At 39.8% G+C, this 24,266-nt stretch carries 21 protein-coding genes; 18 read left to right on the forward strand and 3 right to left on the reverse strand.

What is annotated here, in order from left to right; genetic code table 11:
* Positions 1–281 precede the first annotated feature (281 nt).
* Positions 282–632 carry a histidine triad nucleotide-binding protein gene (locus tag GNE10_RS02350; protein ID WP_099069523.1) on the reverse strand — a complete coding sequence of 117 codons (351 nt, stop codon included), beginning with the start codon at positions 630–632 and terminating at the stop codon, positions 282–284.
* A 300-nt stretch (positions 633–932) separates the two neighbouring features.
* Between GNE10_RS02350 and GNE10_RS02355 the strand changes: the two genes are divergently transcribed.
* The 3 genes from GNE10_RS02355 to GNE10_RS02365 all read left to right on the forward strand — a co-directional run bounded on the left by GNE10_RS02355 (position 933) and on the right by GNE10_RS02365 (position 3,963).
* The gene (locus GNE10_RS02355; protein ID WP_185563483.1) at positions 933–2,483 is read left to right on the forward strand and encodes a glycosyltransferase family 39 protein; all 1,551 of its coding nucleotides are present in this window, start codon (positions 933–935) and stop codon (positions 2,481–2,483) included.
* Positions 2,484–2,500: 17 nt separating this feature from the next.
* Positions 2,501–3,538, forward strand: coding sequence for a glycerophosphodiester phosphodiesterase (locus GNE10_RS02360; protein ID WP_185563484.1), 1,038 nt, complete (start codon positions 2,501–2,503; stop codon positions 3,536–3,538).
* Between the two features lie 65 nt (positions 3,539–3,603).
* Positions 3,604–3,963, forward strand: coding sequence for a Rieske (2Fe-2S) protein (locus GNE10_RS02365; RefSeq protein ID WP_185563485.1), 360 nt, complete (start codon positions 3,604–3,606; stop codon positions 3,961–3,963).
* Between the two features lie 250 nt (positions 3,964–4,213).
* Here GNE10_RS02365 and GNE10_RS02370 read toward each other — a convergent pair whose 3' ends face one another.
* Positions 4,214–4,612 (reverse strand): DUF6335 family protein, encoded by a 399-nt coding sequence (locus GNE10_RS02370; RefSeq protein ID WP_099069527.1) that lies wholly within the window; start codon positions 4,610–4,612, stop codon positions 4,214–4,216.
* Between the two features lie 451 nt (positions 4,613–5,063).
* Between GNE10_RS02370 and GNE10_RS02375 the strand changes: the two genes are divergently transcribed.
* The 4 genes from GNE10_RS02375 to GNE10_RS02390 all read left to right on the forward strand — a co-directional run bounded on the left by GNE10_RS02375 (position 5,064) and on the right by GNE10_RS02390 (position 7,810).
* A complete protein-coding gene (locus GNE10_RS02375; RefSeq protein ID WP_185563486.1) occupies positions 5,064–5,453 on the forward strand; it encodes a DUF2267 domain-containing protein in 390 nt (129 codons plus the stop codon).
* A 123-nt stretch (positions 5,454–5,576) separates the two neighbouring features.
* Positions 5,577–6,674 (forward strand): DJ-1/PfpI/YhbO family deglycase/protease, encoded by a 1,098-nt coding sequence (locus GNE10_RS02380; protein WP_185563487.1) that lies wholly within the window; start codon positions 5,577–5,579, stop codon positions 6,672–6,674.
* A 211-nt stretch (positions 6,675–6,885) separates the two neighbouring features.
* Complete coding sequence (locus tag GNE10_RS02385; RefSeq protein ID WP_185563488.1) at positions 6,886–7,284, forward strand: hypothetical protein; 399 nt, start codon at positions 6,886–6,888, stop codon at positions 7,282–7,284.
* 184 nt (positions 7,285–7,468) lie between these two features.
* A complete protein-coding gene (locus GNE10_RS02390; protein ID WP_185563489.1) occupies positions 7,469–7,810 on the forward strand; it encodes a cupin domain-containing protein in 342 nt (113 codons plus the stop codon).
* Positions 7,811–8,037: 227 nt separating this feature from the next.
* Here GNE10_RS02390 and GNE10_RS02395 read toward each other — a convergent pair whose 3' ends face one another.
* Complete coding sequence (locus GNE10_RS02395) at positions 8,038–10,185, reverse strand: polysaccharide biosynthesis tyrosine autokinase (RefSeq protein WP_185563490.1); 2,148 nt, start codon at positions 10,183–10,185, stop codon at positions 8,038–8,040.
* 1,377 nt (positions 10,186–11,562) lie between these two features.
* Between GNE10_RS02395 and GNE10_RS02400 the strand changes: the two genes are divergently transcribed.
* The 11 genes from GNE10_RS02400 to GNE10_RS02450 all read left to right on the forward strand — a co-directional run bounded on the left by GNE10_RS02400 (position 11,563) and on the right by GNE10_RS02450 (position 24,166).
* Positions 11,563–12,915, forward strand: a complete 1,353-nt coding sequence (locus GNE10_RS02400; RefSeq protein WP_099069533.1) for a glycosyltransferase family 4 protein — start codon at positions 11,563–11,565, stop codon at positions 12,913–12,915.
* Positions 12,916–13,991: 1,076 nt separating this feature from the next.
* Positions 13,992–14,420: a hypothetical protein gene (locus tag GNE10_RS02405; protein ID WP_185563491.1), complete on the forward strand. Its 429-nt coding sequence runs from the start codon at positions 13,992–13,994 to the stop codon at positions 14,418–14,420.
* A gap of 34 nt (positions 14,421–14,454) precedes the next feature.
* A complete protein-coding gene (locus tag GNE10_RS02410) occupies positions 14,455–15,300 on the forward strand; it encodes an ABC transporter permease (protein ID WP_185563492.1) in 846 nt (281 codons plus the stop codon).
* A gap of 16 nt (positions 15,301–15,316) precedes the next feature.
* On the forward strand, positions 15,317–16,597 hold the full coding sequence (locus GNE10_RS02415) for a polysaccharide ABC transporter ATP-binding protein (RefSeq protein ID WP_260446724.1): 1,281 nt from the start codon (positions 15,317–15,319) through the stop codon (positions 16,595–16,597).
* Between the two features lie 19 nt (positions 16,598–16,616).
* Positions 16,617–17,123, forward strand: coding sequence for an acyltransferase (locus GNE10_RS02420; protein ID WP_185563493.1), 507 nt, complete (start codon positions 16,617–16,619; stop codon positions 17,121–17,123).
* 162 nt (positions 17,124–17,285) lie between these two features.
* Positions 17,286–18,314: a Gfo/Idh/MocA family protein gene (locus tag GNE10_RS02425; RefSeq protein ID WP_185563494.1), complete on the forward strand. Its 1,029-nt coding sequence runs from the start codon at positions 17,286–17,288 to the stop codon at positions 18,312–18,314.
* Positions 18,311–19,414, forward strand: coding sequence for a DegT/DnrJ/EryC1/StrS aminotransferase family protein (locus GNE10_RS02430; protein WP_185563495.1), 1,104 nt, complete (start codon positions 18,311–18,313; stop codon positions 19,412–19,414). The genes GNE10_RS02425 and GNE10_RS02430 overlap by 4 nt, the downstream gene beginning before the upstream one ends.
* 133 nt (positions 19,415–19,547) lie before the next feature.
* Positions 19,548–20,948 (forward strand): flavin reductase, encoded by a 1,401-nt coding sequence (locus tag GNE10_RS02435; protein WP_185563496.1) that lies wholly within the window; start codon positions 19,548–19,550, stop codon positions 20,946–20,948.
* Positions 20,949–21,241: 293 nt separating this feature from the next.
* Positions 21,242–21,946 (forward strand): DapH/DapD/GlmU-related protein, encoded by a 705-nt coding sequence (locus GNE10_RS02440; protein ID WP_185563497.1) that lies wholly within the window; start codon positions 21,242–21,244, stop codon positions 21,944–21,946.
* A 5-nt stretch (positions 21,947–21,951) separates the two neighbouring features.
* Entirely contained in the window at positions 21,952–22,971 is a 1,020-nt protein-coding gene (locus GNE10_RS02445; RefSeq protein ID WP_099069542.1) for a GDP-mannose 4,6-dehydratase, read from the forward strand.
* A 34-nt stretch (positions 22,972–23,005) separates the two neighbouring features.
* Positions 23,006–24,166: a DegT/DnrJ/EryC1/StrS aminotransferase family protein gene (locus tag GNE10_RS02450; protein WP_185563519.1), complete on the forward strand. Its 1,161-nt coding sequence runs from the start codon at positions 23,006–23,008 to the stop codon at positions 24,164–24,166.
* Positions 24,167–24,266: the final 100 nt, after the last annotated feature.

Raw genomic sequence — 24,266 nt, forward strand, 5'->3', positions numbered from 1 at the left:
GCCGAACCAACCTATGTATAAGCGGTTGTTGGTGCTGGTTATCCAGTTGGCGAAGCGACCCCATACGTTGGCGCTTTCGCGACGTTGAATGGTTGCTGTCATTGTTTTATGATTGCGGTTAATGGTTTTATGATTTCAGTAAGCAAACTTACTTACCTATGTTTACTACAGTAAGCTGAAAATTAAGATTTGTAAAGAACGTTTAAATAAGTATTAATTATAAAACTGATTTGTTTAGAAGATGAATTGCACTTGCAAGTGCAATTCATCTAATAGTTATGTCAACCAGGAGGCCAATCTAACTGCCGTCCTCCCAAGATATGTAAATGTAGGTGGTAAACCGTTTGCCCGCCATCATCACCAGTATTGATGACAACTCGATAACCATTTTTCAGTCCAGCCTGTTCCGCAACGCGTTTGGCAGTTAATAAAAGATGCCCCAACAGTGCATGATCCTGAGATTCAGTATCGGCTAACGTGGCAATGGGTTTTTTGGGAATCACGAGGATGTGAGTAGGCGCTTGGGGATGAATGTCTTTAAATGCCAACGCCAAATTATCCTCGTAAACAATATCAGCGGGAATTTCTCGACTAATGATTTTACTGAAAATTGTTTCTGTATTTTCACTCATGGCAATATACCTAGTTATCTGCTAAAGATTTTAAAGGTTTAGGGCCATCTAAGAAATGCTTACAATAGTCTAAATTAAAGCAATTTTGAGTTTCATTTGATGATCGGTAATTTTATTTCACAAAAGAATTAACACAGAATTAACACAAAAAAGTACTCCTTAGTGTGATAAGGTTTTCCATAGTTCAAATAACTCTTTTCCAAATTAGAGATATTTGTTTTAATGTCTTAGGCAAGTCTAGATGGAATTTTGATAGTTGTAAAATTAGATTTTGGGTATATTAATGTTTTGGAGATAAACATGAAACAGTACAAATATTATTTAATATTTTTTACGGTTATTACAATTAGTATTTTTAGCCGTTTCTTTTTATTACAGAATCAAAGTCTTTGGTTTGATGAAGGTTGGAGTTTAGCGTTATCTGATGCCACAAGCTTACAAGAAAATTTTTATAAAATCCAAAATCGAGAAGCTGGTGATAAATACCAAACTCTTTACTACTTACTATTGTTTCTTTGGCGTTCACTATTTGGTGAAAGTGAATTTGCCATTAGATCCCTATCAGCTTTATTTGGAGTAGGTTCAGTAATTATTGTATACTTTACTTGCCTAAATATTTATGGCAAAAAACATGCATTTTGGTCTTCTTTAATTTTAGCTGTGAGTTCTTTCAGCGTATTTTATAGCCAAGATGCTAGACCATATTCATTGTTAATATTTATTGCTGCTTTTCAGATATATTTTTTTAGTAAATCTCTCAACACTGAGACAAATAACAAGATTATTTTCCAAGTGCTTTTCGGGATTTTTTCTGCCATAGCAACCTTTGGCAGTGTCTTAACATTAATGTTCACATCAGCACTTTATATAGCTCATGCTATCGTTTATAGAAATTTCAAAGAATGGTTGAGATGGTTGATCCCTTCAGTGATTTTTTCCTCACCAATGCTTTGGTTTTATTTATTTTCCCCTGCTGCATCAGATCCAACAGCTACAGCAGTAACTCGTACTGGATTACCAATAATTCAGAATATTATGTTTGTGATCTACGGTACGTTAGTTGGGACATCCTATGCAGCGCCACTGGAAGAATTACGCGGTGATAATAAAATAGAAATTTTACTTGGTTACTGGCCGCATTTACTAATCTTTTTTATTGTGATTACTGTAATTTTTACAGCTTTAGTCAAAAGTTTATTGAGTCAGTTAAAAACTAGAAAACATCAACGTGCTGATTATTTATTTGCATGGATTTTAGTCATATCATTTTTACTGAATTTAGTATTTGCTCTAGTAACTAAAATTAACTGGCTACCACGTCATTCTTTTTACCTATGTCTTCCACTTTTTATTTTGATACCGTCAGCATTTTTACATAACTACCAAGCAGATACTCAAGGTCAAAGTCAACTTGATGTGTTATCGAAATTTGCCAAAATAGCTACTGTTTTTTTGGTAGTTATGAATATTTATTCTAATTTTAATTACTATTTCAATCCTATATATGGAAAAGATGACTATCGCGGGGCAGTTGAGTATTTAGTAAAAAACCGAGATGCATCTGCAAAATCTGTATTACTTTTGGGGCAGATTAGATTATTCAAATATTATGGAGATTCATCGACTTTATATATACCGCAATATATTCTCGAAACAGTTAAAGGAAAAAATTTAGGAGAGAAAATTCAGACTGCTACCAATAATGCCAAGACAGTATTTTTAATAGTGAATCGCGAATTTTATTGGAAATTGAAGGATGAATTTAAAAAGGAAATGAGCGAATTGTATACTTTAGAAGATGAAAAAAATTGGCGATATGTGAAAATTTATCGATTTGTTAGTAAAAAATAAATTTTGCGTTTCCAGATGTGACTAAAAAATTCACAGGTAAAACCCCGATTATTATTGCACACCGAGGTGCTAGTGGCTATCGTCCAGAACATACTTTAGCTGCTTATGAATTAGCGATCGCACTGGGCGCTGACTATATTGAACCAGATTTAGTTTCGACAAAAGACGGTGTTTTAATTGCTCGTCACGAAAATGAAATTTCTCAAACTACTGATGTTGCTAGACACAGAGAATTTGCAGGCCGTCAAACCAGCAAAATAATAGATGGAGAATTAAAAACAGGTTGGTTTACCGAAGACTTTACCCTTGCAGAACTGAAAACTCTACGGGCTAAAGAACGAATTCCCCAACTTCGTCCACAAAATATTCTTTATGATGGATTGTTTGAAATTCCCACCTTCCAAGAAATCATTGATTTAGCTAAAAATAAAAGCTGTGAAATTAATCGTCACATTGGAATTTATCCGGAAACTAAGCACCCGACATATTTTAAATCCATTGGGTTACCCTTAGAAAAATCCTTATTAGCAACGTTAACAGCAAATGGTTATCAAGGAGCTAATGCCCCTGTTTTCATTCAATCTTTTGAAGTAAGTAATTTACAAAATTTATCTACAAAAACTGATTTACCTTTGGTGCAATTGCTGAATAATACTGGTAAACCCTATGATTTTGTAATTAGTGGCAATAATAGTACCTATATAGATTTAGTCACGACTTCAGGTTTAGAAGAAATTGCTAAATATGCACAGGCCATCGGAATTCATAAAAATCTCTTAGTTTCTAGAGATAGCACTGGTAAATTGCTCTCACCAACATCTTTAAACATTGATGCTCATGCATGTGGTTTACTAGTTCATGCCTGGACTTTCCGTAACGAAGACTACTTTTTGCCATTGGATTTTCTAGGAAATCCCCAAGGAGAATATGAGCTATTTTTAAAATTAGGTATTGATGGCGTATTTAGCGATTATCCAGATACAGCTTATGCTGTGAATGAAAACCTTGGGTTTAAGTTTTGTTCTGACTCTCCACTCCTGCCTCCTCAACCCTAAAAAGCGATCGCACTGGTCACAATTGCGAGAAACTAAAAGCAGATCTGTTAGGAAAGGAGAACCTAATGAGTTGGACTAAAGTACTTGCTGTGGAAGAACTATCGCCAGGTGCGCGACAAGTGGTAAAAGTTGGTAACCGAAAAATCCTACTTTTAAATCACGAAAATCAACTTTATGCTGTAGAAAACACCTGCCCTCACTTAAAATTGCCTTTGAAAAATGCAAAAATCACTGAAGATAAAGCGATCGTTTGCTCTTTCCATCGCAGTAGTTTTGACCTAAATACCGGTGAAGTGAAAAATTGGTGTCCCTGGCCACCTGGCGTAGGTAAAGTACTATCGTTGGTTTCCCAAGAAAAACCACTGCCAATTTTCCCAATTCGTGTGGAAGAAGGTAGTATCTGGATTGATGTGCAACAAGAATAAGCCAAACAGGCCCTTAGAAACCGCGTCTACACAGGCAAAACCCGCCTGCGCGGGTTAAATTCTCTTAGCCTACGTCCGCGTAGCGTTCCGTAGGAAAGGTGCGCTTTGTTTGTGTAGCTGCGATTTTATTCACCAAGGCTTAAGTTGACACCTATGGGGACAGGGGGACAAAGGGAAAGAATTGTTAGAATTTCTCTCCTTGTCTCCCTTGTCTACGCCAGTCACCAGTCAACACTCAACACTCAACAACCTATTCCCGCCGTTGTTGATAATCTTCCGAAGACATGGGATCTAACTCCCAACGACGGTCGTCACGTTCCTCTAAAATGTCGTTGGTACGCAGAAAAGCGAAATCGTCCATTTCCAAACCCACTGCTGCTTCTATATCTTCAGTGACATTTTGATCGGGAGTGGCAACAGTACCGCCAACAGCTTCATCTCCCACTGCATCTGCATCTTCCCAATAAGCGTCAACATCGCCACCTGTGAGTTCGGGGCTAGTTTCTGTGTACTGGCGTCTTTCATCTCGCAGCGATCGCCCACCAATATTGTATCCTGGCAAGTCCTTCACACCAGTACCGTAAGATTCAGTAATTTCTTGCGGTAAATCATCAGTTTTGATTTCGTCATTGTGATTTTTTTCTGCCATATTTAGTAGCTATTTTCTGCATTCTTACAGTAACGTTTTCTGCTGACAAACTTCTCTTACTAAAGATGTATGGCTTTAGTCATAAAATAATCTATCCCCTTGGTACGAAGCTAAACTAGCGATCGCAGCGTAAATTAGAAGTATCAATTCATGGTCAAGCAACTTGTAGTTGAAGTTATTAGTTATGAGTTAGGAGTTATCAAACCGAAATTATTCGATAGTCAACTTCTCGCTCGTAACTATTTTTTATTAGCCAAAAATAGAATTTTATTTACTCATTTTAATGTTGTTAAGTAGCTCAACTTAATTAAACGTGAAATGTCACTAGAAATGAAACGCAGTGAAGCTTAGTAATTGCTAAGCCTATATTTTACGTCTTTCTATGTTGACCTACTTGACTTCCTGAATGTTAAATAATGCATTCAATGATTTTGCACAGCGGAGGTAGAAGGTGGAGTACAACGAGTTTATTACACACGTGCAAACCCTGGCTCAATCAGATTCTCGCGAAGAAGCAGAACGCGCTACCCGTGCCACATTAGAAACTATTAAAGAACGGATAGCTAGTGATGAAGCGGAAAAGTTAGCAGCAAACTTACCTCAACAATTAGGCGATTATTTGCGGGGACAGAAAGCAAATGGCGATCGTTCTTTTAATTTGCAAGAATTTATTGTTCGTGCGAGTCAAAAAGAAAATATAGAACCAACTACCACTGCAATTCATGTCCGTGCTGTATTTGCAGTGTTGCAAAATACAATTGAACCAGAAACATTTGCTGCTTTTCATGCCCATTTGTCTCACGATTATGAAGAATTGTTTGCTACTTCACCAACAGGGTAAGTCCCTGCATAACAGACAATTTCAAGCAATTTTTGATGAGAAAAAAACCTAATTTTTTAATTGTTCTTCTCAATGAAAACACTAGCTAGTTAAATGCTAGAAATAAACAGTTAATACCATACTATGACTCAAAATAACAATCATTTTGGTAATAAAAAAGTTGCTATCCTCATTGAACAAGGAGTAGAGGATGTAGAATTTTCGGTTCCTTATAATGGACTAAAACAAGCCGGAATGGATGTAGTAGTCCTTGGTTCCCGGATGAATGAAAAATACAAAGGTAAACGCGGTAAACTCAGCGTCCAAGCTGATGGTACAACAACAGAGGCGATCGCAGGCGAATTCGATGCAGTAGTGATTCCCGGCGGTATGGCTCCTGATAGAATGCGACGCAACCCGAATACAGTACGCTTTGTACAAGAAGCTGTACAACAAGGAAAATTAGTTGCTGCGGTTTGCCACGGGCCACAAGTTTTGATTGAAGGCGACTTAATAAAAGGTAAACAAATTACTGGTTTTACTGCTATTAGCAAAGACATCGCTAATGCAGGGGCAAATTATTCAGATGAACCTTTAATAGTCGATGGAAATTTAATTACATCTCGCGAACCTGGAGACTTGGCAATTTTCACCACAGCTATTTTGAGTCGCTTGGGTTATGGTGGCAAAGATGTGGCATTGCCAGAGGAAAAAGATACAACTGCCCAATGGTGGAAACTAGCTGATGCTTGGGGCGGCTCCACAAAAGGTGAAATTGGTAGAGGTTTAAATACTGCCCTTGCAGGAGAACGTTATTCCTTAGAAGCATTAGAAAAATATACAGAAAAAGAATCTGATGCTGAAATAAAACTAGTTTTTCAAGATATTATTGGCAACAAACAACGCCATATTCAAAAACTAGAAACATATCTTCAAGCATTAGGTGAAAAAACTTCTTTAGGAGCAAATGTCGCCAATCAGTATGCAAAAGTCAAAAGTGCCCTCACAGGCAGTGACGACATCTATCAATTACGTTCTGCTTTGGGAGATGTGCAAACAGGTATTGGCGATATTGGCAATTTGTGTGCAATGTTCACCGACCCAGTAGCAACTGCTATTTTTAAAGAAATTTACCAAGATTTATTGAAATACGAACAGCGACTAATAGAGTTGTATCGGGTGCGGACAGCCTCTCAAATTCAGCCTCCGAAACCAACTACGGGTGCTGCTGTATCGATGTAAATAATTTTTAGTAGAGAAGCATCTCTGTGCTTTTCTAGTAAAACAGATGTTCTGGAAATTATCGTTCTCGGAATAATCTGCAAATACAGAAATAGAGGTTCGACCTCTTTAAAGCAAGCTAACTCAATGCAAGTTGCTGCCAAATATTGAATGGGAAATAAGCATTCAATTTTGTGAATTTACTCCAACATCAATGTAATTGAGGATTATTATGAATAGACTGATTTCTGTGGTCAAAAATTTTCGTATCCGTCAGATAATTGTGGTTTTTCTGGTAGGATTTATGTTTTTATTTGGCCAAGCTTTTAGTTACGATAATGCAGCCCGCGCTGATGTGGTAACCCCAGAGGGCACTTATTATAAAGGCATACCAGACAATCGAGGTGAACTTAGAAACGATACCCAAATCAGAAATGCCCAAAACAATTTAAAAGGTGCTGTTGATAATGTCCGTCAAAAGTTAAACTTGGATGAACAAACTCCTAGAGCTACAAGAGAGTTTTTTGATGGCACAAAAAATAGAGCCGCAGACAAAACTAACCGATTAGAGAGAGATACAGAAGGTTATTATCAATATCCTCCTAACACGCCAGTCAGAAACAGAGATTAGAATTTTAGCAAGTTTGGATTCTAATTTTTGATTCTCATATCAATCTGATTTGATTGTGCCAACAAATTATCTATACCTCAGGTAACAGGCAAAATAGGCAATAGGCAATAAAAAATTGTCTATTGCCTAATTAATAAATTCACAAATCAAATAGAAAAACCATACATTATTGAAAGGAGAAAACATGCCTGATAAAACAGTTACAAAAATAGATTCTGCTTATTCTCCTAAAGGTCAACTTGGTCAAAAATATCTAGCATCTGGTAAAAATATTTCCATGCGTTTGTGGGAAAATGAACAACCCAATGAACCTAAAGAACCAACAGCACGCGAATATGAAACTGTTGGTTATGTAATCAATGGACGTGCAGAATTGCACATTGAAGGGCAAAATATCTTACTAGAGCCGGGGAATTCTTGGGTAGTACCAAAAGGAGCTACCCACACATACAAAATTCTAGAACCATTCACTGCTGTTGAGGCAACAAGCCCTCCTGCTCAAGTTCACGGACGGGATGAAAATTAGAAATTAAAAATTCAGCTTAGAATAAACACAGATGAGAAATCCTCTGTGTTTATTTATATGTATCTATAGTTGTAAATTTGCTGAAATTAAGTCACATTTTTATCAAACTACAGACTGATGAACATTAAAGATTTACTTAGTTTTCTATAGCAATCCCAAATAATTTTTGAAATATTTATTATGTGTTAACTGTTAACGGTTGACAGTCAACAGTCAACAGTCAACAATTAACACCGATTATTGCTCTTGTTACCGTTACTAACCATACCTAAAACATTCATCCGGTAAGTCTTGAGATGCTCTAAAGTTCGCTGGAGCATTGATGAGTCGGTTTTATCAATTCTCACCACTAATAATATGCCATCAGTATGGGGTGCAAGTAAGCTAACATCTGCTAGTTCTAACACAGGGGGAGCGTCATAAATTACCAAGTCAAAGGTATGATGGAAATTCATCATTAATCGCTTCATCTGTTCAGATGAAAGTAGTTTTGTCGGATCTGGCGGTATCGAACCAGCAGTGATTACAGATAGTTCATTCATAGAAGGTAACTGTCGAATCGCCTCGTTCATGGCGACGTTTGTCAAGATTAAATTGCTTAATCCCCGTGAGTTATTCAGATTTGATAAGTTGTGAATGTTGGGTTGGCGTAAATTAGCATCTACAAGTAGTACTCGTTGCCCCATTTCTGTAGCTACTTTAGCTAGATGGAAGGCGATAGTGGATTTCCCATCGCCTTCCATAGCTGAGGTAATAGTTAGAGAAGTAATGGAGCGATCACCACTAACCAATTGCACATTTGTATACAGCACCCGCAAAGCTTCTAAAAATTTTGCCGAATAACTGCTATCTTCCTGGTCTTTTTTTCTAAATATATTCAAGCCAGAAACACTTTTAAGAATGGGAACTTTCCATGTGGGTGGATAGTTTTGAGTGCTTTCGACTTGTTTTTCAAATGGAATATTTCCTAACAACGGTAGTTTAACTTCTTCCTTTAGTGTCTGAGAGCTATGGTATGTCTTATCCAGCTTTTCCAACAATATGGCGACACCAACTCCTAAAGCTATGCTCCCAACTATTCCTGGTATTAAATAACGTTTCAAACTCGAATCAGAGATTGGAAACTTTGGCTTACTTGGTGCTTCTAGTAACTGCCAACCAAGTTCTGTCTGAGATATCTGAATTTGCAGGTTTTCGCGAGTAGATAAAAAACGATTCAAACTCTCAGTTGCCACTTCTAAGTTTCGCTGTAGTTCGGTGTATTGTCGTGCCAAAATTGGCCATTGCTTGCGTTGTCGTTCGAGTTTCTGCTCTGCTTTAGCTAGCTCTTGGCTTTGCACTTCTAGAGTTTTGAGTTGAGTTGTTAACTCTGACACTTTTGTACTTAGAAAGCGTCGTGCTTCCTGATTGAGCAAAGGTACCAACCTTGATCGTTGCTGCTTCAATGTTTGGATGGTTGGGTTAGTATCTTGCAAACGAGTTGATTCGGTAGCAATTTTAACGTCTAATTCCTGTAATTGAGCTAGTAACTGTTGATACAACGCAGCATCCTTGAGGGTTGCCACCTGACCATCTTTTTTCTGTAGAACAGATAAATTGGCACGGGCTTGTGCCAATTGCTGATTCACCACTTGTCTTTCCTCAGACAAGCTACTGATGCGATTAACAACTTGTTCTGACTGAATTTGTGGGTCAAAAAAATCGTACTTTTGCCGGAAAGTTTGCAGTTCTTTCTGAAGCTCATCAACTCGATTTTGGATCGATGGTAGTTGTTTTTCAACAAACTGAATTCCTTGGCGTAGCTTGGTTTGCCGCCTTTCACGGCTGTATTCTATATAATCTTCAGCAATTTGGTCGAGTACAGTTTTAACTTGGTTTGCATTGTGACTTCGATAACGAACTTCAATGATCTTGGTTTGAGCTAACCGAGAAATCGTGAAATTTGCCATCAGGGAATTATAGTTGATATCTTGATAGATAGTTTTGAGGTTCTTGAGAATTTCTCCCATTAATTCAGGGCTTTTGAGAACCTCAATTTGACTGTCATAATCTAAACCAGATTTGGTTACATTGGGGTCTTTGACAATATCCACTACTTTAGAGTCATCATTTACAGGTTCCACTAACAAGCGAAAATTGCCTTCATATATCGGTAACTCGCGGTTTAGTATCAAGTTGATAACTACAACTGTCATCAGAGTAATACTTACTCCTGCAATTACCAGCGCTCGTCTCTGTAAAATACTGAGGAATTGTCCGGAACTCGAATCATTTCCTTGCTCTTGTGACCACGGCAAAGGTTGAGACTGAAGAAATGGTGGTAGAGAGTTCCGATTCTCGTCAGAATTTGACGATTGGGAAGAATGATTCTCCATCTATTTAAAAATACTTATTAATTACGCTACAAAAAATGTCTGTAATAACTTCAGTATTTACCGGTTAAGTAAATAACCATACAAAGGTTTATTACTAGCCACCAGATTAGCAAAGTTATTTAGTATGATGCATCAAGGGCGGCAAAAATCGAGATTTCGATGGTTTCTAAGTATTAATGTATCCTTTGAGTTAGCTTTTAACTTGTATGATGATAACTCTTACTTAGTGTGAACTGTTATGATTCTAGTCTGTTTACTCTCTGAAATTTTACCAGAGTCACTAAGGATGATAAAGTCTTTGTTTTTAAGTATACATTTTTTTATTCGATATCAATACTGAAAATCATAATCAATCTCTGATGACCTGAGACTTTTGTATCGGTCAGATGATAAATCTTTTACATCAATCGTAGCTAGAGTAATTTCAATATCACTAGGTGAATTCTCACTTCTCAAAACTTTTATTAACCGCTAATTAGGTAAAATTTAATACTTTATTAAGTTTTAAGATTGCTTCTGCGTAGAAAACTGATACTTGATTTATTACCAACATCACAAAAGTAGCTAATCACAACTTAATAGATATGAATTTTTTAGATATCAAAATTTGTTTACAAAAGAATGACTATTGTATGAAGTTTTCGTTTATCTACATTCGGAAAAAATAAATTTTTCGTGAAGTGGAAGGACGAATTTTAAACATTGTTTTCTCATGGTATTGTTGTAGGAAATTCCATGTAAAATATGATATTGAATTAGAAACAATACCCAAAGACTACTTATGTAAAAAATATTGCTCATTCCATCTCAAATATTAAGTAAATTAAAATGTCCGAACTTCAATGACCATAGACTCCCAATATTTCAGTCAACACCATTTTTCAGCCGACACTAGTGGATAGTGGCTGTGAGAATTTTTTAGACATCAAATAAAGTTGGTTTAAAAGCCTGTAAATGTCTAAAATGATGGTAGCTCTTTAGACTTTCGCTTTTAGTTGTGTTCCCTTGTCCCGAAAAGTCGCGTATACAAATTAAAAGAGTATAAATATCCACTTATATGCTGAAGTGGCATAGTTAGGAACTTTCAAGTAAAAAAATATTCGATTGCTACTGTTGACTATCGATCGTTAACAGTTCACAGTCAACGGTCAATGACCCGAAGCTATTGTTTATTTTTTGGAGTTACCTTATGCTTCTATCTAGCATATATACTATGTGTGCGATTTTTAAAAGACTCTATGTATACCAGTAAATTAATTAACTTGCTTTAGGCAAACATAAAATATTTGTGAAAATAGACAAGTCTTTGTTGTGTAATTAATGGCTTGAGCAGTTCAATAGCGTATTGAAGAAAATTTGTATAACAGGAAACAACAGATGAGACTAAATAAATGGATTAATGAAAAGTTTTTGCAATCCATTTCTACACGGATAGATGTTAAAAATGACTATTCTTTAAACACTCAACAATCAATCAAATTGTCTGCTATAACGCAGTTTTTTCCACCAGACTATGCACCTACAGGACAGCTAATTGAGGAATTAGTAAAACAGTTAGGACAGCAAGGAGTGGATGTTGAGGTTTTTACGAGTCAGCCAGGATATGCCTTTGATTCCCATACACCAGCTTTACCAGTTGAACGTCTAGGTAGAATCCGAGTCCAGCGATCGCGCACAGCCCAACTTTGGCCTGGGCGAATTCGTGGTAAAGCTATTAATGGTGTCTTATATACCTTACGTGCTGTGCTGTATCTACTGAGGGCTTGGCGGCGGAGTAATGTATTGTTGGTAACTACAGCTCCTCCATTTTTGCCGATAGTGGGATATCTGGCTCACTTGTTGTTTCGACTTCCCTATGTTTGCATTATCTACGATCTGTATCCCGATATTGCCATCGCTCTAGGAGTGATCTCAAAGCATCACTGGCTAGCAAAGTTATGGCGTGCCACTAACAGATTGGTTTGGCAAAACGCCAAGGGAATTGTGGTTCTCAGTCCAGCCATGAAAGAGAAAGTATTGGCAAACTGCCCGCAAGTAGCTGATAAAATTTCAGTCATCCACAGTTGGGCAAACCCGGAATTAATTGTGCCAATTCCCAAAGAAGACAATTGGTTTGCCCTGAAGCACAACTTAGTAGATAAATTTACCGTACTCTACTCTGGAAATATGGGACGCTGCCATGATATGGCAACTATCCTCCAAGCCGCTCAAGAACTGCAAGATGAACCAATTCAGTTTGTCTGCATTGGTGGTGGAGCTAAACGCGATGAATTGATTCAACAAGTGCATGAATTAGGACTGTTGAATTTTACATTTCTGCCATATCAAGACAAGCAGGTACTTCCTTATTCATTAACTGCTTGCGATCTCTCATTGGTGAGTGTGGATGCATCGAGCGAGAGTTTAGTGGTTCCGAGCAAGCTTTACTCAGCTTTAGCATCAGGAAGACCGATAGCGGTGATTTGTTCGCAGTATTCATACTTGAGAGAATTTATTGCCGAAGCTGAGTGTGGTGGCACATTTGAGAATGGAGACAGCCATGCTTTAGCTCAATTCATTCGCTTACTCAGTCGCGATCGCCAGTTGGGAGAGCGTATGGGCAAAGCAGGTCGTCAGTATCTGCGATCCCATTTCACACCTAAAATTATTTCTCAACAATACCTTGATGTCCTGCGGCAAGCAATTTCATCAGATGATGCGATCGCTATGTCTCAAAGCCCTACAAAATAGTTCTTTGAAAAATTATCAACACAGATTGGTGTAGGCTCTAAAGACTTTTAGCCTTATACCAATCCGGAAACATATAGGATACAAAGTATTCTCCTTGGCTCCTGCCTCTGCTGAGAGTGAAATCCTATGAACAGGGTGATACGAATTTGGGATTTGAGATACTTCGACAGGCTCAGTACAAGTTTGGAATTTTGGATTACAAAGCTGCGGCCAAAATTTCAAACAATACATCATAACCAAATTTAGTATCAGTCTAAGTTTGCCCTTGGATGATAAATACTTGCTGCCATCTTTTGAGTTCGGCAAGACTTGATTGAGATTCAAACCTTGGCACCATCAAATGTTATTCAAGACGGTTAACACTCAACAGTCAACACATTAACTGGAATAATTTATTTTTTGGAGTTCCCTGATTTGTCAACTCAAGTAAAGTCTTTATCTTCTAAAGTTTTCATGAATTTGAGCCAATCAATCGTTTATTCTTTAAGGTGATACCCAGCTATTAATTGTGCTTAATTAAAATTTTCTTGAAGAATAAGTTCTCAAACTCTGACATATTTCAGCAAAATTTAGTTTTTGGAGGGTTGGATTAATTAATGCGTCAATTAGCAGGGAATAAGCAAGGTATCGAGCTAACTAGCAAATGCAATGGCAGAGCTATAAAACATAGTTAGCAGTTAGGCTTATATATGATAGAAAATTTATTAGTCTTACTTATTTTCATGCTGATACTGCTAAAAATCATGCCAAAAAATGTTTTATGTTCCAATTGTAATGAAGTTGATTAAGATAATATAAAGGCACGATACTATGTTATGCTTTAAGACAGATTGACAAGCCATTAATAACCAATTGGATAAAAAATTTAGGTGATATGCTATTTCACAAGTTTAACTTGTCATCACATAGCAAAAAATAAACTCCTGATTTCACAATCTTGGTCAATCAGCATACTTCAATTAAATAGTATTTAGTTTTTAACTATAGGAGATGAGCTTCGATGGTCTTTTTGATCTCAGTTCCTCCAACGAAACCTTCCAGAATTTTTTGTCTATTTATTTAAGTGGGAGGTCGAATTGCAGAGAAGGTGTGACCGAAATCGGAAACGTTCAAAACGACGAGCAATCTATTGTCCAATTCATAACAGCTACCTGGAAAGTAGGAGTCAAAAATATCAATTGTTTGCTGACCGAGCAGGACAGTTGCAGCAGCGGGGTATGAGTCGCCGCAGCGCATTGTTGCTAGTAGCAAATAAAACCACAGTCTCTCTGGAAGGAGAGTGGTTAGAAGCCTTTTGGTGCGAAGAATGCCAACAAACAAAATGGTATCACGTCTGCAAGTTGGAGGAACGCACCTATAGAGTTTCAGTAGCGCCACAAGAACTTTGGCAGCAAGTAACAGGAGCGATCGATCCTCAAGGCAACCCCTCCGTGGGAGAATTTACTCGCAGACAGGCAAAGGTACTCAATTATCACAGTATCAAAGATTTTCAGTTTGTCCATTAATGCTTAAAAGCAATGGTTTTTAATCAAAATTATTATGAGTAGTCAGAAAATTACGTCAAAGCCAGAGTTAATCATTGAAGCTGGACAAACAGAGCAGCAGTATTGGAAAGACCTATGGCGCTACCGAGAGCTATTTTATTTTCTATCCTGGCGTGATATTTTAGTACGCTACAAGCAAACAATAATTGGTATGCTCTGGGCACTGATTCGACCATTTTTAACAATGGTGGTGTTCAGCGTCATCTTTGGAAATTTGGCGAAATTACCTTCAGAAGGCACAGCACCCTATCCAATACTGGTATTTGCTGCCTTGTTACCTTGGCAATTTTTCGCCAGTGCTTTAACTGAGTGTAGTAATAGCTTAATTATTAATGCCAACTTGATTTCTAAAGTTTATTTTCCTCGGTTGATTGTACCTGCGAGTTCTGTCATTGTTAGCTTTGTGGACTTTCTCGTTTCTGGGATGATCCTTGTAGGGCTAATGGCTTGGTATAATTTTATTCCCAGTTGGCAGATATTATCCTTACCGTTATTTATTGCCATTGCCTTTGCGGCTTCACTAGGAGTGGGGCTGTGGTTGGCAGCTTTAAATGTGGAATATCGAGACTTCCGTTATATTGTGCCGTTTATTGTGCAGTTTGGTTTATATATTTCACCCGTGGGTTTTAGTAGCAGCATTGTGCCAGAACAATGGCGCTTGCTTTACTATTTAAACCCAATGGTGGGCGTGATTGATGGTTTTCGCTGGGCTATTTTAGGGGGAGAGTCCAAACTTTATTGGACTGGATTTTCCTTATCTTTGGGACTAGTTGCTCTGTTGCTGGTAAGTAGCATTTGGTACTTCCGCAAAGTGGAACGGACATTTGCTGATGTAATTTAGCAAGGATTCTGTGCAGATGTCTGAGAACATGATTAGTGTAGAAAATTTAAGCAAAAAATATATCATCGCTCACCAGCAAGAGGGAAGAAGTCGTTACAAAGCGCTGCGGGATGTGATTGCTGATGGTGCTAAATCTTTTGCCAAAACATTTATCAAACCCAGTGGCAAAAAAATGCCCAACCCCGCACGGGAAGAATTTTGGGCTTTGAAAGATATTTCCTTTGAAATTCAACAAGGGGAAGCTATTGGTGTCATTGGACGCAATGGTGCTGGTAAATCTACTTTGTTAAAAGTTCTCAGCCGGATTACCGAACCGACGCGGGGACGTATTGCCATTAAAGGGCGGGTAGCGAGTTTATTAGAAGTAGGAACGGGATTTCACCCAGAACTGACGGGACGCGAGAACATTTATCTCAACGGTTCCGTTTTGGGGATGAGTAAAGCCGAAATTAAAAAGAAATTTGATGAAATAGTAGCTTTTGCTGAGGTTGAGAAGTTTTTAGATACCCCAGTTAAGCGCTATTCTTCAGGAATGTACGTGCGTCTTGCTTTTTCCGTGGCCGCCCATTTAGAGCCAGAAATTTTAATTGTCGATGAAGTTTTGGCTGTAGGTGATTCGGCCTTTCAGAAAAAGTGCTTGGGGAAAATGGGTGATGTCGCCACCAGAGAAGGACGAACAGTTTTATTTGTGAGTCATAGTATGCAAGCGATCGCCCAACTCACCAAACGTTGCATACTACTTTCTAAGGGTAGTGTTCAATTTGATGGTGATACTGGCAAAGCAATGCAGTTATATATGGCTGGGCAGAAAGATAATTCTGTCTTACAAGCAGATTACCAAGCTCCTGTCAATAAAACTGGTAATTATGTGGCTTGGGCAAAGGCACACACCTCTGAAGCCCAAGGAATTCACTCTTGGGGAGAACCCATTACCTTTGAGTTTGCCCTACACGTGACGGAACCTCATGAAAGTCTGCGTTTCTCCTTTCAGATAGTTAATTTTTTACAACAACCGATTTGTATCTTCTGGTTTTTCAACTCTGATGCTCCCTTTTGCCGAGAGCCAGGAACATTTATTCTGCGATGTCAGATTCCCAAATTTAGATTGTATATGGGTTCATATACCTTAACAACATGGTTCTCTAACCGTCGTAGCGACACTCTACTAGAAAACTTGAGAGAAATTTGCCCGTTTGAAGTGACTATGTACAATATCGAGCGTGCAGATTATCAATGGCAAGCTGATGAGTGTACTTATTTAGAAGATGCTATTTGGCAAACAGTGGAAAAGCATTAATTTCAAGGCAGATTAAATAATGGCTGTAAATCATGATGTGAAGTTAGGCACAAACGTCAAGATTTTTCATCCCCATCTTGTAAACCTCTACGGTTGCATTGTGGGCGATGATACGAAAATCGGGACATTTGTGGAAATTCAGAAAGATGTCACCATTGGAAGTCGGTGTAAAATTTCATCCCACAGTTTTTTATGTGAAGGCGTTGTCTTGGAAGATGAAGTGTTTATCGGTCATGGAGTCATGTTTACTAATGACCTTTATCCCCGTGCAACCAATGAAGATGGTAGTTTAAAAACAGACGATGATTGGTATACAATCAAAACTTTAGTGAAGCGCTGTGCATCTATTGGTAGCAACGCCACCGTGCTACCAGGAGTAACGATTGGTGAAAAAGCCATTGTCGGTGCTGGAGCAGTAGTCACTGAAGACGTTCCTGATTATGCAATTGTAGTTGGAGTCCCGGCGCGTGTCATCGGAGATGTGCGCCAGCGCCAAAATTTGCAAATGTCGGCTAGCAGTTTGTAAGCACCTCTAATTTTTGTACATTAGTTAGCAGGTTTGTGAATTTTCACACCGAACAAAAATAAAACTTTTTCAGAGCAAATTATGAATTATTGCCACTCAAAATCGGCAATAATTCAATGCATAAAAAAAATCAACTCTCATTAATTAAAAAGAACAGCAAACATGATTAATATCGGTGTCATTGGCTATGGTTATTGGGGGCCAAATTTAGTCAGAAATTTTGTCGAAATGCCAGGAGTCAAGGTAAAAACAGTCAGCGATTTCAAAGCAGAATTACTGGCAAAAGTACAAGCTCGATATCCTACAATTCAAGTGACTCAAGATTGTCGAGATATATTTACAGATCCTCAGATTGATGCCGTAGCCATTGCCACACCAGTTTCCACTCACTTTGAATTAGCTTTAGCTGCATTGCAGGCTGGCAAACACGTGCTAGTGGAAAAGCCGATGACAACTACCTCCGAACAAGCAAAGCGGCTGATTGAAGAGGCAGAAAAACGCAACCTTGTATTAATGGTGGATCACACCTTTGTCTATACAGGTGCTGTCCGGAAAATGCACGATTTGATTGCCACTAATTCTTTGGGTGATATTTATTACTATGATTCTGTGCGCGTTAACTTGGGACTTTTTCAGCATGATGTGAATGTGGTCTGGGATTTGGCAGTCCATGATCTATCAATTATGAATTACGTATTGCCATCCCGTCCTTATGCAGTTTCAGCTACAGGCGTCAGTCATGTTCCTGGTGAACCAGAAAATCTTGCCTACTTGACCTTATTCTTTGAAAAGAATCTCATCGCTCATATTAATGTCAATTGGCTCGCACCAGTGAAAATCCGCCGCACATTGATTGGTGGTAGTCAACGGATGATTGTTTACGATGACTTAGAACCAAGTGAAAAACTCAAAATTTACGACAAGGGTATTACAGTCAACGGCAATACTGAAAGCGTCTACCAAATGATGATTGGTTATCGCACAGGAGATATGTGGTCGCCCAAATTGGATGTGACAGAGGCATTGAAAACAGAAGGATTACACTTCATTGATTGTATACAAAAAGGCGATCGCCCACTCACCGATGGCGAAGCAGGACTGCGGATAGTGAGAATTCTCGAAGCTGCAACCCAGTCTCTCAAAAAGCAAGGCCAATTAATTGAACTGAATCTGGCAGAGGTAGCAGTATGATTCCATTTGTAGATTTAAAAACTCAATATTTCAGTATTAAAGACGAAATTGATAGTGCCGTTTTAAAAGTTTTGGCAAGCACCCAATTCGTTTTGGGCAATGAAGTCAAAGCATTAGAAAAAGAATTTGCCGATTACTGCAATGCAGATTATGGCGTTGCTGTCAATACAGGTACTAGTGCCCTGCATTTAGCATTACTAGCAGCAGGCATTGGTGCTGGTGACGAAGTAATTACCGTACCTTTCACCTTCGTAGCCACCACAGCAGCAATTTGTTACACCGGAGCCACACCCGTTTTCGTAGATATCGATCCTGTTTCCTACACAATCGATGTCAGCCAAATTGAAGCAGCGATAACCGAGCGCACCAAAGCTATCCTCCCGGTGCATTTGTACGGTCAACCAGCAGATATGGAGCCAATTTTGGACATTGCCCGTCGTCACGGTTTGACTGTAATTGAAGATGCTGCCCAAGCTCACGGGGCTGAATATAAAGGACAGCGTGTGGGTAGCATTGGCGATATTGGTTGTTTCAGTTTTTACCCTGGCAAAAATTTAGGGGCTTACGGTGAAGGGGGCATGGTAGTCACCAACAATCCGCAATATGCCCGGACTATGGGAATGTTGCGCGACTGGGGTCAAGAAAGCAGGTATCACCATGTCCTCAAAGGTTACAACTATCGCATGGATGGCATCCAGGGAGCGATTTTACGAGTGAAATTACGCTACATCGAAGCCTGGACAGAAGCCAGAAGAAGCCACGCCGCATACTACGACGAACTTTTAAAAGACTCTGGTGTGAGTACGCCCACCGTGATGCCTTACAGTCGTCACGTTTACCATGTCTATGCAGTGCGATCGCCACAAAGAGACGCCCTGCAACAAAGCCTCCAAGAAATGGAAATTCAAACAGGCATTCATTACCCAATTCCAGTTCATCTCCAGCAAGCGTATGCTGAATTTGGTTATCAAGCTGGAGATTTTCCCCACTCAGAAGCCGCAGCCAAAGAAGTGTTATCTCTGCCCATGTATGCAGAACTCTCCCAAGCACAGATCGACACTGTAAGCCAAAGCGTCAAACAAGCTATGCAAGTTCTATAGGTTTTGCTCAAAAAGCGTCGGCAAAACCCATTTCTTCTAAGAATGAGATGAAAGACACCCCGACGGCATTGACGGTTAATAGTCAACAGTAAATTTTTGAGCAATGAATTTTTAGAAGTGATAGAGGCGTTTTATGCATGATGTTTTAGAAAAATACCGCTATTTTTGGCCGCATACCAGCTTAGAAACCGCTGCTAATTGGCGAGTGGTAAAAGACAAATCTATTTATGTCCACGATTTGCCAGAAACTCCAGAACAACTATCAAATGATAGTCGATGGCCAGCTTTTTTCCCTTCCCCAATTTGTTTAGTGACAACTGCTGATGGTTCGCAAATTGGCTTAGAAAAAGTTGTCGGAGCCTCAATAGTCAATAGGTTTCCTTATATTTTAGCTCTAAGCTTTTGTATTCAAGAGCTATCAGAACGACATCATGTCCGGGGCACCTTTACTGACATGCTAGAAAGCAGTGGTAGCGTTGCCGTACAATTTCTTCCTCCAGGGGAAGAACTTGACAAAGCGATGAATGCCATTACTACCGTACCCGAAGAAAAGACTCACTCACGCATTGCTTATTCAGGGTTATCAACACGCAAAGCCTTAACAAATGACACATTTGTGTTTGATTCTGCATACATGATTTACGAGGCAAAACTTGTGAAGCCTGGTAAAGATTTTGCAGGTCAACCAATTTATTCTCAACCTTGGGTTGACGTTGGTAGCCATAGAGTTTATTTTCTGGAAATTAATGCCATTCAGCTGCGAGAAGACATAGCACAAGGGCGTAGCCAAATCCTCTGGCGCAGCTTACCAGCTTGGGAACCACAAAACGAACTTCAAAAGCGTGTATCTGTAACTGAAGAAGTGATGGCAGATCCCAGTTACAAAAAAGGATATACACCCCACTATGCCTTTCCATCGCCAGGGACAATTGCCTTTGAAGCCGATGCTGTGGAAAATGGCATGGCAATTAAGTATCTTTCTCCTTTACCAGAAGATCAAGTACAAGTCGATAACGATAAAGCTCGTTGGCCTTGTTTCTTTCCATCATCAGCTGGTATGATTACCTGCTGGGCTGAAGATGGAACTCCCAACCTCATGCCTTGTGGTTCAACGACAATTGTCAGCCGACATCCATTAGTAATTACCCCTTGCATTTCTTACGCCAAAATTAATGAGCGTTATGCCCCGCGTGTAAGTTTGGACTTGATCCGCAAAACTGGCAAATTCGGCTGCGGTGTGCCGTTTATTAACGATGTTGTCATTGACGCCATCAAATATGCAGGCAACATTTCTCTTGCTAAAGATCCGCAAAAAGTCGCACGGGCGGGATTGCAGGTAGAAGCACATGACTGGGCACCTGTTTTACCCGCTTTACCCATACACTTTGACTGTCAAATTATAGGTGAAGTCACTTTAGGAACACATATTATGTTCCTGGGAGAAGTCCGCCAGATCAGAGTTCGTGCAGATGTAACACCAGAAAATCCAATAGAATGGTTTCCTTGGGCGAATGTATTACCATCAAACACTTAACCCCAATACTGCTCGGTTAACGATTTTTAACTCGGCATTGGGTCTGGGGAAAAGGTGAGCCAGCGCGGTCTTGGGGGTTTCCCCCATGAGCGACTGGCGAACCCCGAAGGGGTTAAAGGGTAAAGGTTAAAGGTTTTTTCTTTCCCCTTTCCCCTTCCCCTTTTCCCTTTAACCGACAAGTATTGCACTTAACCCCAGCTAAGAACTCCTCTATTTTTTTCATTGTACTAGAGACAAAAATTTCCAGGGTGGATTTATAGACGCTCAAAGCGTTGCAGTTTTGGAGGTGATGAATGTCTAATGTGCTGAATGGGAGAACACAGCTGATTAAGGCTGTCCACGGTTCCCAGGAACTTAAACTAGATCCTGACTTTGAAATCGGATTAGCAGAGCATTTACGTAGCAAATACGATCGCGGCGGCTTACTTGATTTGTACAGTCGCTTTGCAGTCGGTGATGGTGATTATGATATGTTAATGCGGCGAGTCATCTGGCGTGCAATGGCTCGCCAGTTTGGACATGGCGTGCAAATTAGTACTGGTGTTAGTTTTAAGCACTTAGAAACCTTTGAAATTGGTAACTCAGTATTCATCGGCGGACAAACCTGTATCCAGGGATGGTTTAAAGGTAGATGTATCATTGGTAACAATGTTTGGATTGGCCCCCAGAGCTATTTTGACGCTAGAGACTTGATCATTGAAGACTTTGTAGGCTGGGGGCCAGGAGCAAAAGTTTTATGCTCATCCCACACTGGATTACCGATAGAAACTCCCATCATCCAAACAGATTTTGAAGTCAATCCCGTAAGAATTGAATCAGGAGCTGACATTGGTGTGAACGCAATCATTTTACCAGGAGTCACCGTTGGTAAAGGTAGCATCGTTGGCGCTGGGGCAGTTGTCACCAAAGATGTACCACCTTATGCCATCGTCGCTGGTGTTCCTGCTAAGTTTTTGCGCTGGCGGCAAGGATATGAACCATCGGAGAATACAAAATAATAAATATGCAAAATCAGCGAATTTTAATTACAGGTGGTGCGGGTTTTATCGGCTCTGAACTAGTACATCAAATCATAACTAAAACAACAAATCAGGTTGTAGTTGTTGATAATTTGGTGAATGGAAAACGCCAAAACCTAGAGAATTTACCTAGCGATCGCTTGGAATTAGTTGTAGCAGACATTCGAGATAGCGATCGCATGACAAAATTAATGTCAGGCGTAGATATCGTATTTCATTTAGCCTGCTTGGGTGTCCGGCATTCCATCCACTCGCCACATGAAAATCATGAAGTGAATGCGACAGCGACTCTCCAACTATTAAGCGCCGCTAAAGCAACAGGAGTCAGTCGGTTTGTATATGTTTCCAGTTCCGAAGTTTATGGTACTGCCCGTTGGGTACCAATGACAGAAGAACACCCAACTTTTCCCATGACTGTTTATGGTGGTTCTAAGTTAGCTGGAGAATGTTATACCAGGGCATTCTACGAAACCTATGGCTACCCCACTGTTGTAGTGCGTCCTTTCAACGCCTACGGGCCCCGTTGTCACCATGAAGGAGATAGCGGAGAAGTCATACCCAAGTTTTTACTGCGTAGCATGGCTGGCAAACCAATGGTAATTTTTGGTGATGGTAGCCAGACTAGAGACTTCACTTATGTTGGCGATACAGCTAGGGGAATCATGTTGGCAGGATTTACAGACTCTGCCATCGGACAAACAATTAATTTGGGCAGTGGCTTTGAAATTGCCATTAACGATTTGGCAAAAGAAATAGCATCAATCATGGAACCAGCAAACACAAGCGTGATTCATGATGAATCTCGTCCTGGTGATGTGTTGCGTTTATATGCTGAAACTACAAAGGCGTACAAACTTTTGGGATTCAAGCCAGAAATATCGCTGTCTGAAGGTTTAATCAAACTCAGAGATTGGTATGTGAGTTTTGGCAAATCTCCAGAAGTCCTACTAGAAAATGAAATTGTCCGTAACTGGGATGTAGAGAGGAGCAAACAGCGTGTCTGAAGTCAAATCTTTTATCCCCATCGCCAAACCCTGGATGGGGGAGGCGGAGGCTGAAGCTGCTAAACGAGCGATTATGTCTGGCTGGGTAACACAAGGGCCAGAAGTCGCCGCTTTTGAACAAGAATTTGCCGCTTACGTCGGAGCAAACTACGCTTGTGCCGTCTCCAACTGTACCACAGCATTGCATTTAGCGCTTTTAGCTGTGGGAGTGCAACCAGGGGATGAAGTGATTACTGTGAGCCATTCTTATATTGCCACAGCCAACAGTATTCGCTACTGCGGGGGGATACCAGTATTTGTGGACATTGAACCACAAACATACAACATCAACCCGATGTTAATTGAAGATGTGATTAGCGATCGTACCCGTGCCATTCTCATAGTCCATCAAATCGGGATGCCTTGCGACCTCAAAGCCATCTTGGATGTTGCCCACCGCTATCAGTTACCAGTGGTTGAAGATGCGGCTTGTGCCATCGGCAGTGAAATTCTCTGGAATGGACAGTGGGAGAAAATTGGCAAACCGCATGGCGATATCGCTTGCTTTTCTTTTCACCCCCGAAAAGTGATCAGCACTGGCGATGGTGGCATGGTGACTACAAATAATCCCCAATGGGATAAGCAGTTTCGCCTCTGGCGACAACATGGCATGAGTGTCCCCGATACTGTGCGCCACGGTGCAAAACAGGTGATATTTGAGACATACCCAATAATGGGTTACAACTACCGCATGACTGATATTCAAGCAGCAGTGGGGCGAGAACAACTCAAACGCCTGCCAGAGATAGTGGAACGTCGGCGTTATTTGGCACAGCGATATCAAGAAAAACTAGCAAATCTGCCGGGATTAAAGTTACCCACCGAGCCAAGCTGGGCCAAGAGTAACTGGCAGAGTTTTTGTGTCCGGCTCCTAAATAAATGCGACCAGCTACAAGTAATGCAGCAAATGTTAGATGCTGGCATTGCCACACGACGCGGAGTGATGTGCGTTCACCGTGAAAGTGCTTATGAACAACAAGCTTGGTCGTGTGGAGTTGAGTCGAAAGCTTGTGAGTGTGAAGTTGGAAAGTGCGATCGCCTTTCTGAAAGTGAGCAAGCACAAGACCACACAGTTCTCCTACCCCTGTTTCATCAAATGACTGAACAGGAACAGGACTATGTGGTGGAAGTTTTGAAAGTAGCTTGTCAGGTTTAAGGGAGTTTTCAGAAATTAATTACCACTAGTTGTGGGGTGTACATATTGTCCCCCCTTGGCTTGGCCACCCCACAAGAAGTAGTTGATTATTTTTTTATTT

Source organism: Nostoc sp. 2RC (genome assembly GCF_014222165.1).
Classification (GTDB): Bacteria; Cyanobacteriota; Cyanobacteriia; order Cyanobacteriales; family Nostocaceae; genus Nostoc; species Nostoc linckia.

Bases quoted from the DNA above. Each gene is read 5' to 3' on its own strand.
- GNE10_RS02350 (WP_099069523.1), bottom strand. From the start codon at position 632: ATGAGTGAAAATACAGAAACAATTTTCAGTAAAATCATTAGTCGAGAA.
- GNE10_RS02355 (WP_185563483.1), top strand. From the start codon at position 933: ATGAAACAGTACAAATATTATTTAATATTTTTTACGGTTATTACAATT.
- GNE10_RS02365 (WP_185563485.1), top strand. From the start codon at position 3,604: ATGAGTTGGACTAAAGTACTTGCTGTGGAAGAACTATCGCCAGGTGCG.
- GNE10_RS02370 (WP_099069527.1), bottom strand. From the start codon at position 4,612: ATGGCAGAAAAAAATCACAATGACGAAATCAAAACTGATGATTTACCG.
- GNE10_RS02380 (WP_185563487.1), top strand. From the start codon at position 5,577: ATGACTCAAAATAACAATCATTTTGGTAATAAAAAAGTTGCTATCCTC.
- GNE10_RS02385 (WP_185563488.1), top strand. From the start codon at position 6,886: ATGAATAGACTGATTTCTGTGGTCAAAAATTTTCGTATCCGTCAGATA.
- GNE10_RS02390 (WP_185563489.1), top strand. From the start codon at position 7,469: ATGCCTGATAAAACAGTTACAAAAATAGATTCTGCTTATTCTCCTAAA.
- GNE10_RS02395 (WP_185563490.1), bottom strand. From the start codon at position 10,185: ATGGAGAATCATTCTTCCCAATCGTCAAATTCTGACGAGAATCGGAAC.
- GNE10_RS02400 (WP_099069533.1), top strand. From the start codon at position 11,563: ATGAGACTAAATAAATGGATTAATGAAAAGTTTTTGCAATCCATTTCT.
- GNE10_RS02410 (WP_185563492.1), top strand. From the start codon at position 14,455: ATGAGTAGTCAGAAAATTACGTCAAAGCCAGAGTTAATCATTGAAGCT.
- GNE10_RS02415 (WP_260446724.1), top strand. From the start codon at position 15,317: ATGTCTGAGAACATGATTAGTGTAGAAAATTTAAGCAAAAAATATATC.
- GNE10_RS02420 (WP_185563493.1), top strand. From the start codon at position 16,617: ATGGCTGTAAATCATGATGTGAAGTTAGGCACAAACGTCAAGATTTTT.
- GNE10_RS02425 (WP_185563494.1), top strand. From the start codon at position 17,286: ATGATTAATATCGGTGTCATTGGCTATGGTTATTGGGGGCCAAATTTA.
- GNE10_RS02430 (WP_185563495.1), top strand. From the start codon at position 18,311: ATGATTCCATTTGTAGATTTAAAAACTCAATATTTCAGTATTAAAGAC.
- GNE10_RS02435 (WP_185563496.1), top strand. From the start codon at position 19,548: ATGCATGATGTTTTAGAAAAATACCGCTATTTTTGGCCGCATACCAGC.
- GNE10_RS02440 (WP_185563497.1), top strand. From the start codon at position 21,242: ATGTCTAATGTGCTGAATGGGAGAACACAGCTGATTAAGGCTGTCCAC.
- GNE10_RS02445 (WP_099069542.1), top strand. From the start codon at position 21,952: ATGCAAAATCAGCGAATTTTAATTACAGGTGGTGCGGGTTTTATCGGC.
- GNE10_RS02450 (WP_185563519.1), top strand. From the start codon at position 23,006: ATGGGGGAGGCGGAGGCTGAAGCTGCTAAACGAGCGATTATGTCTGGC.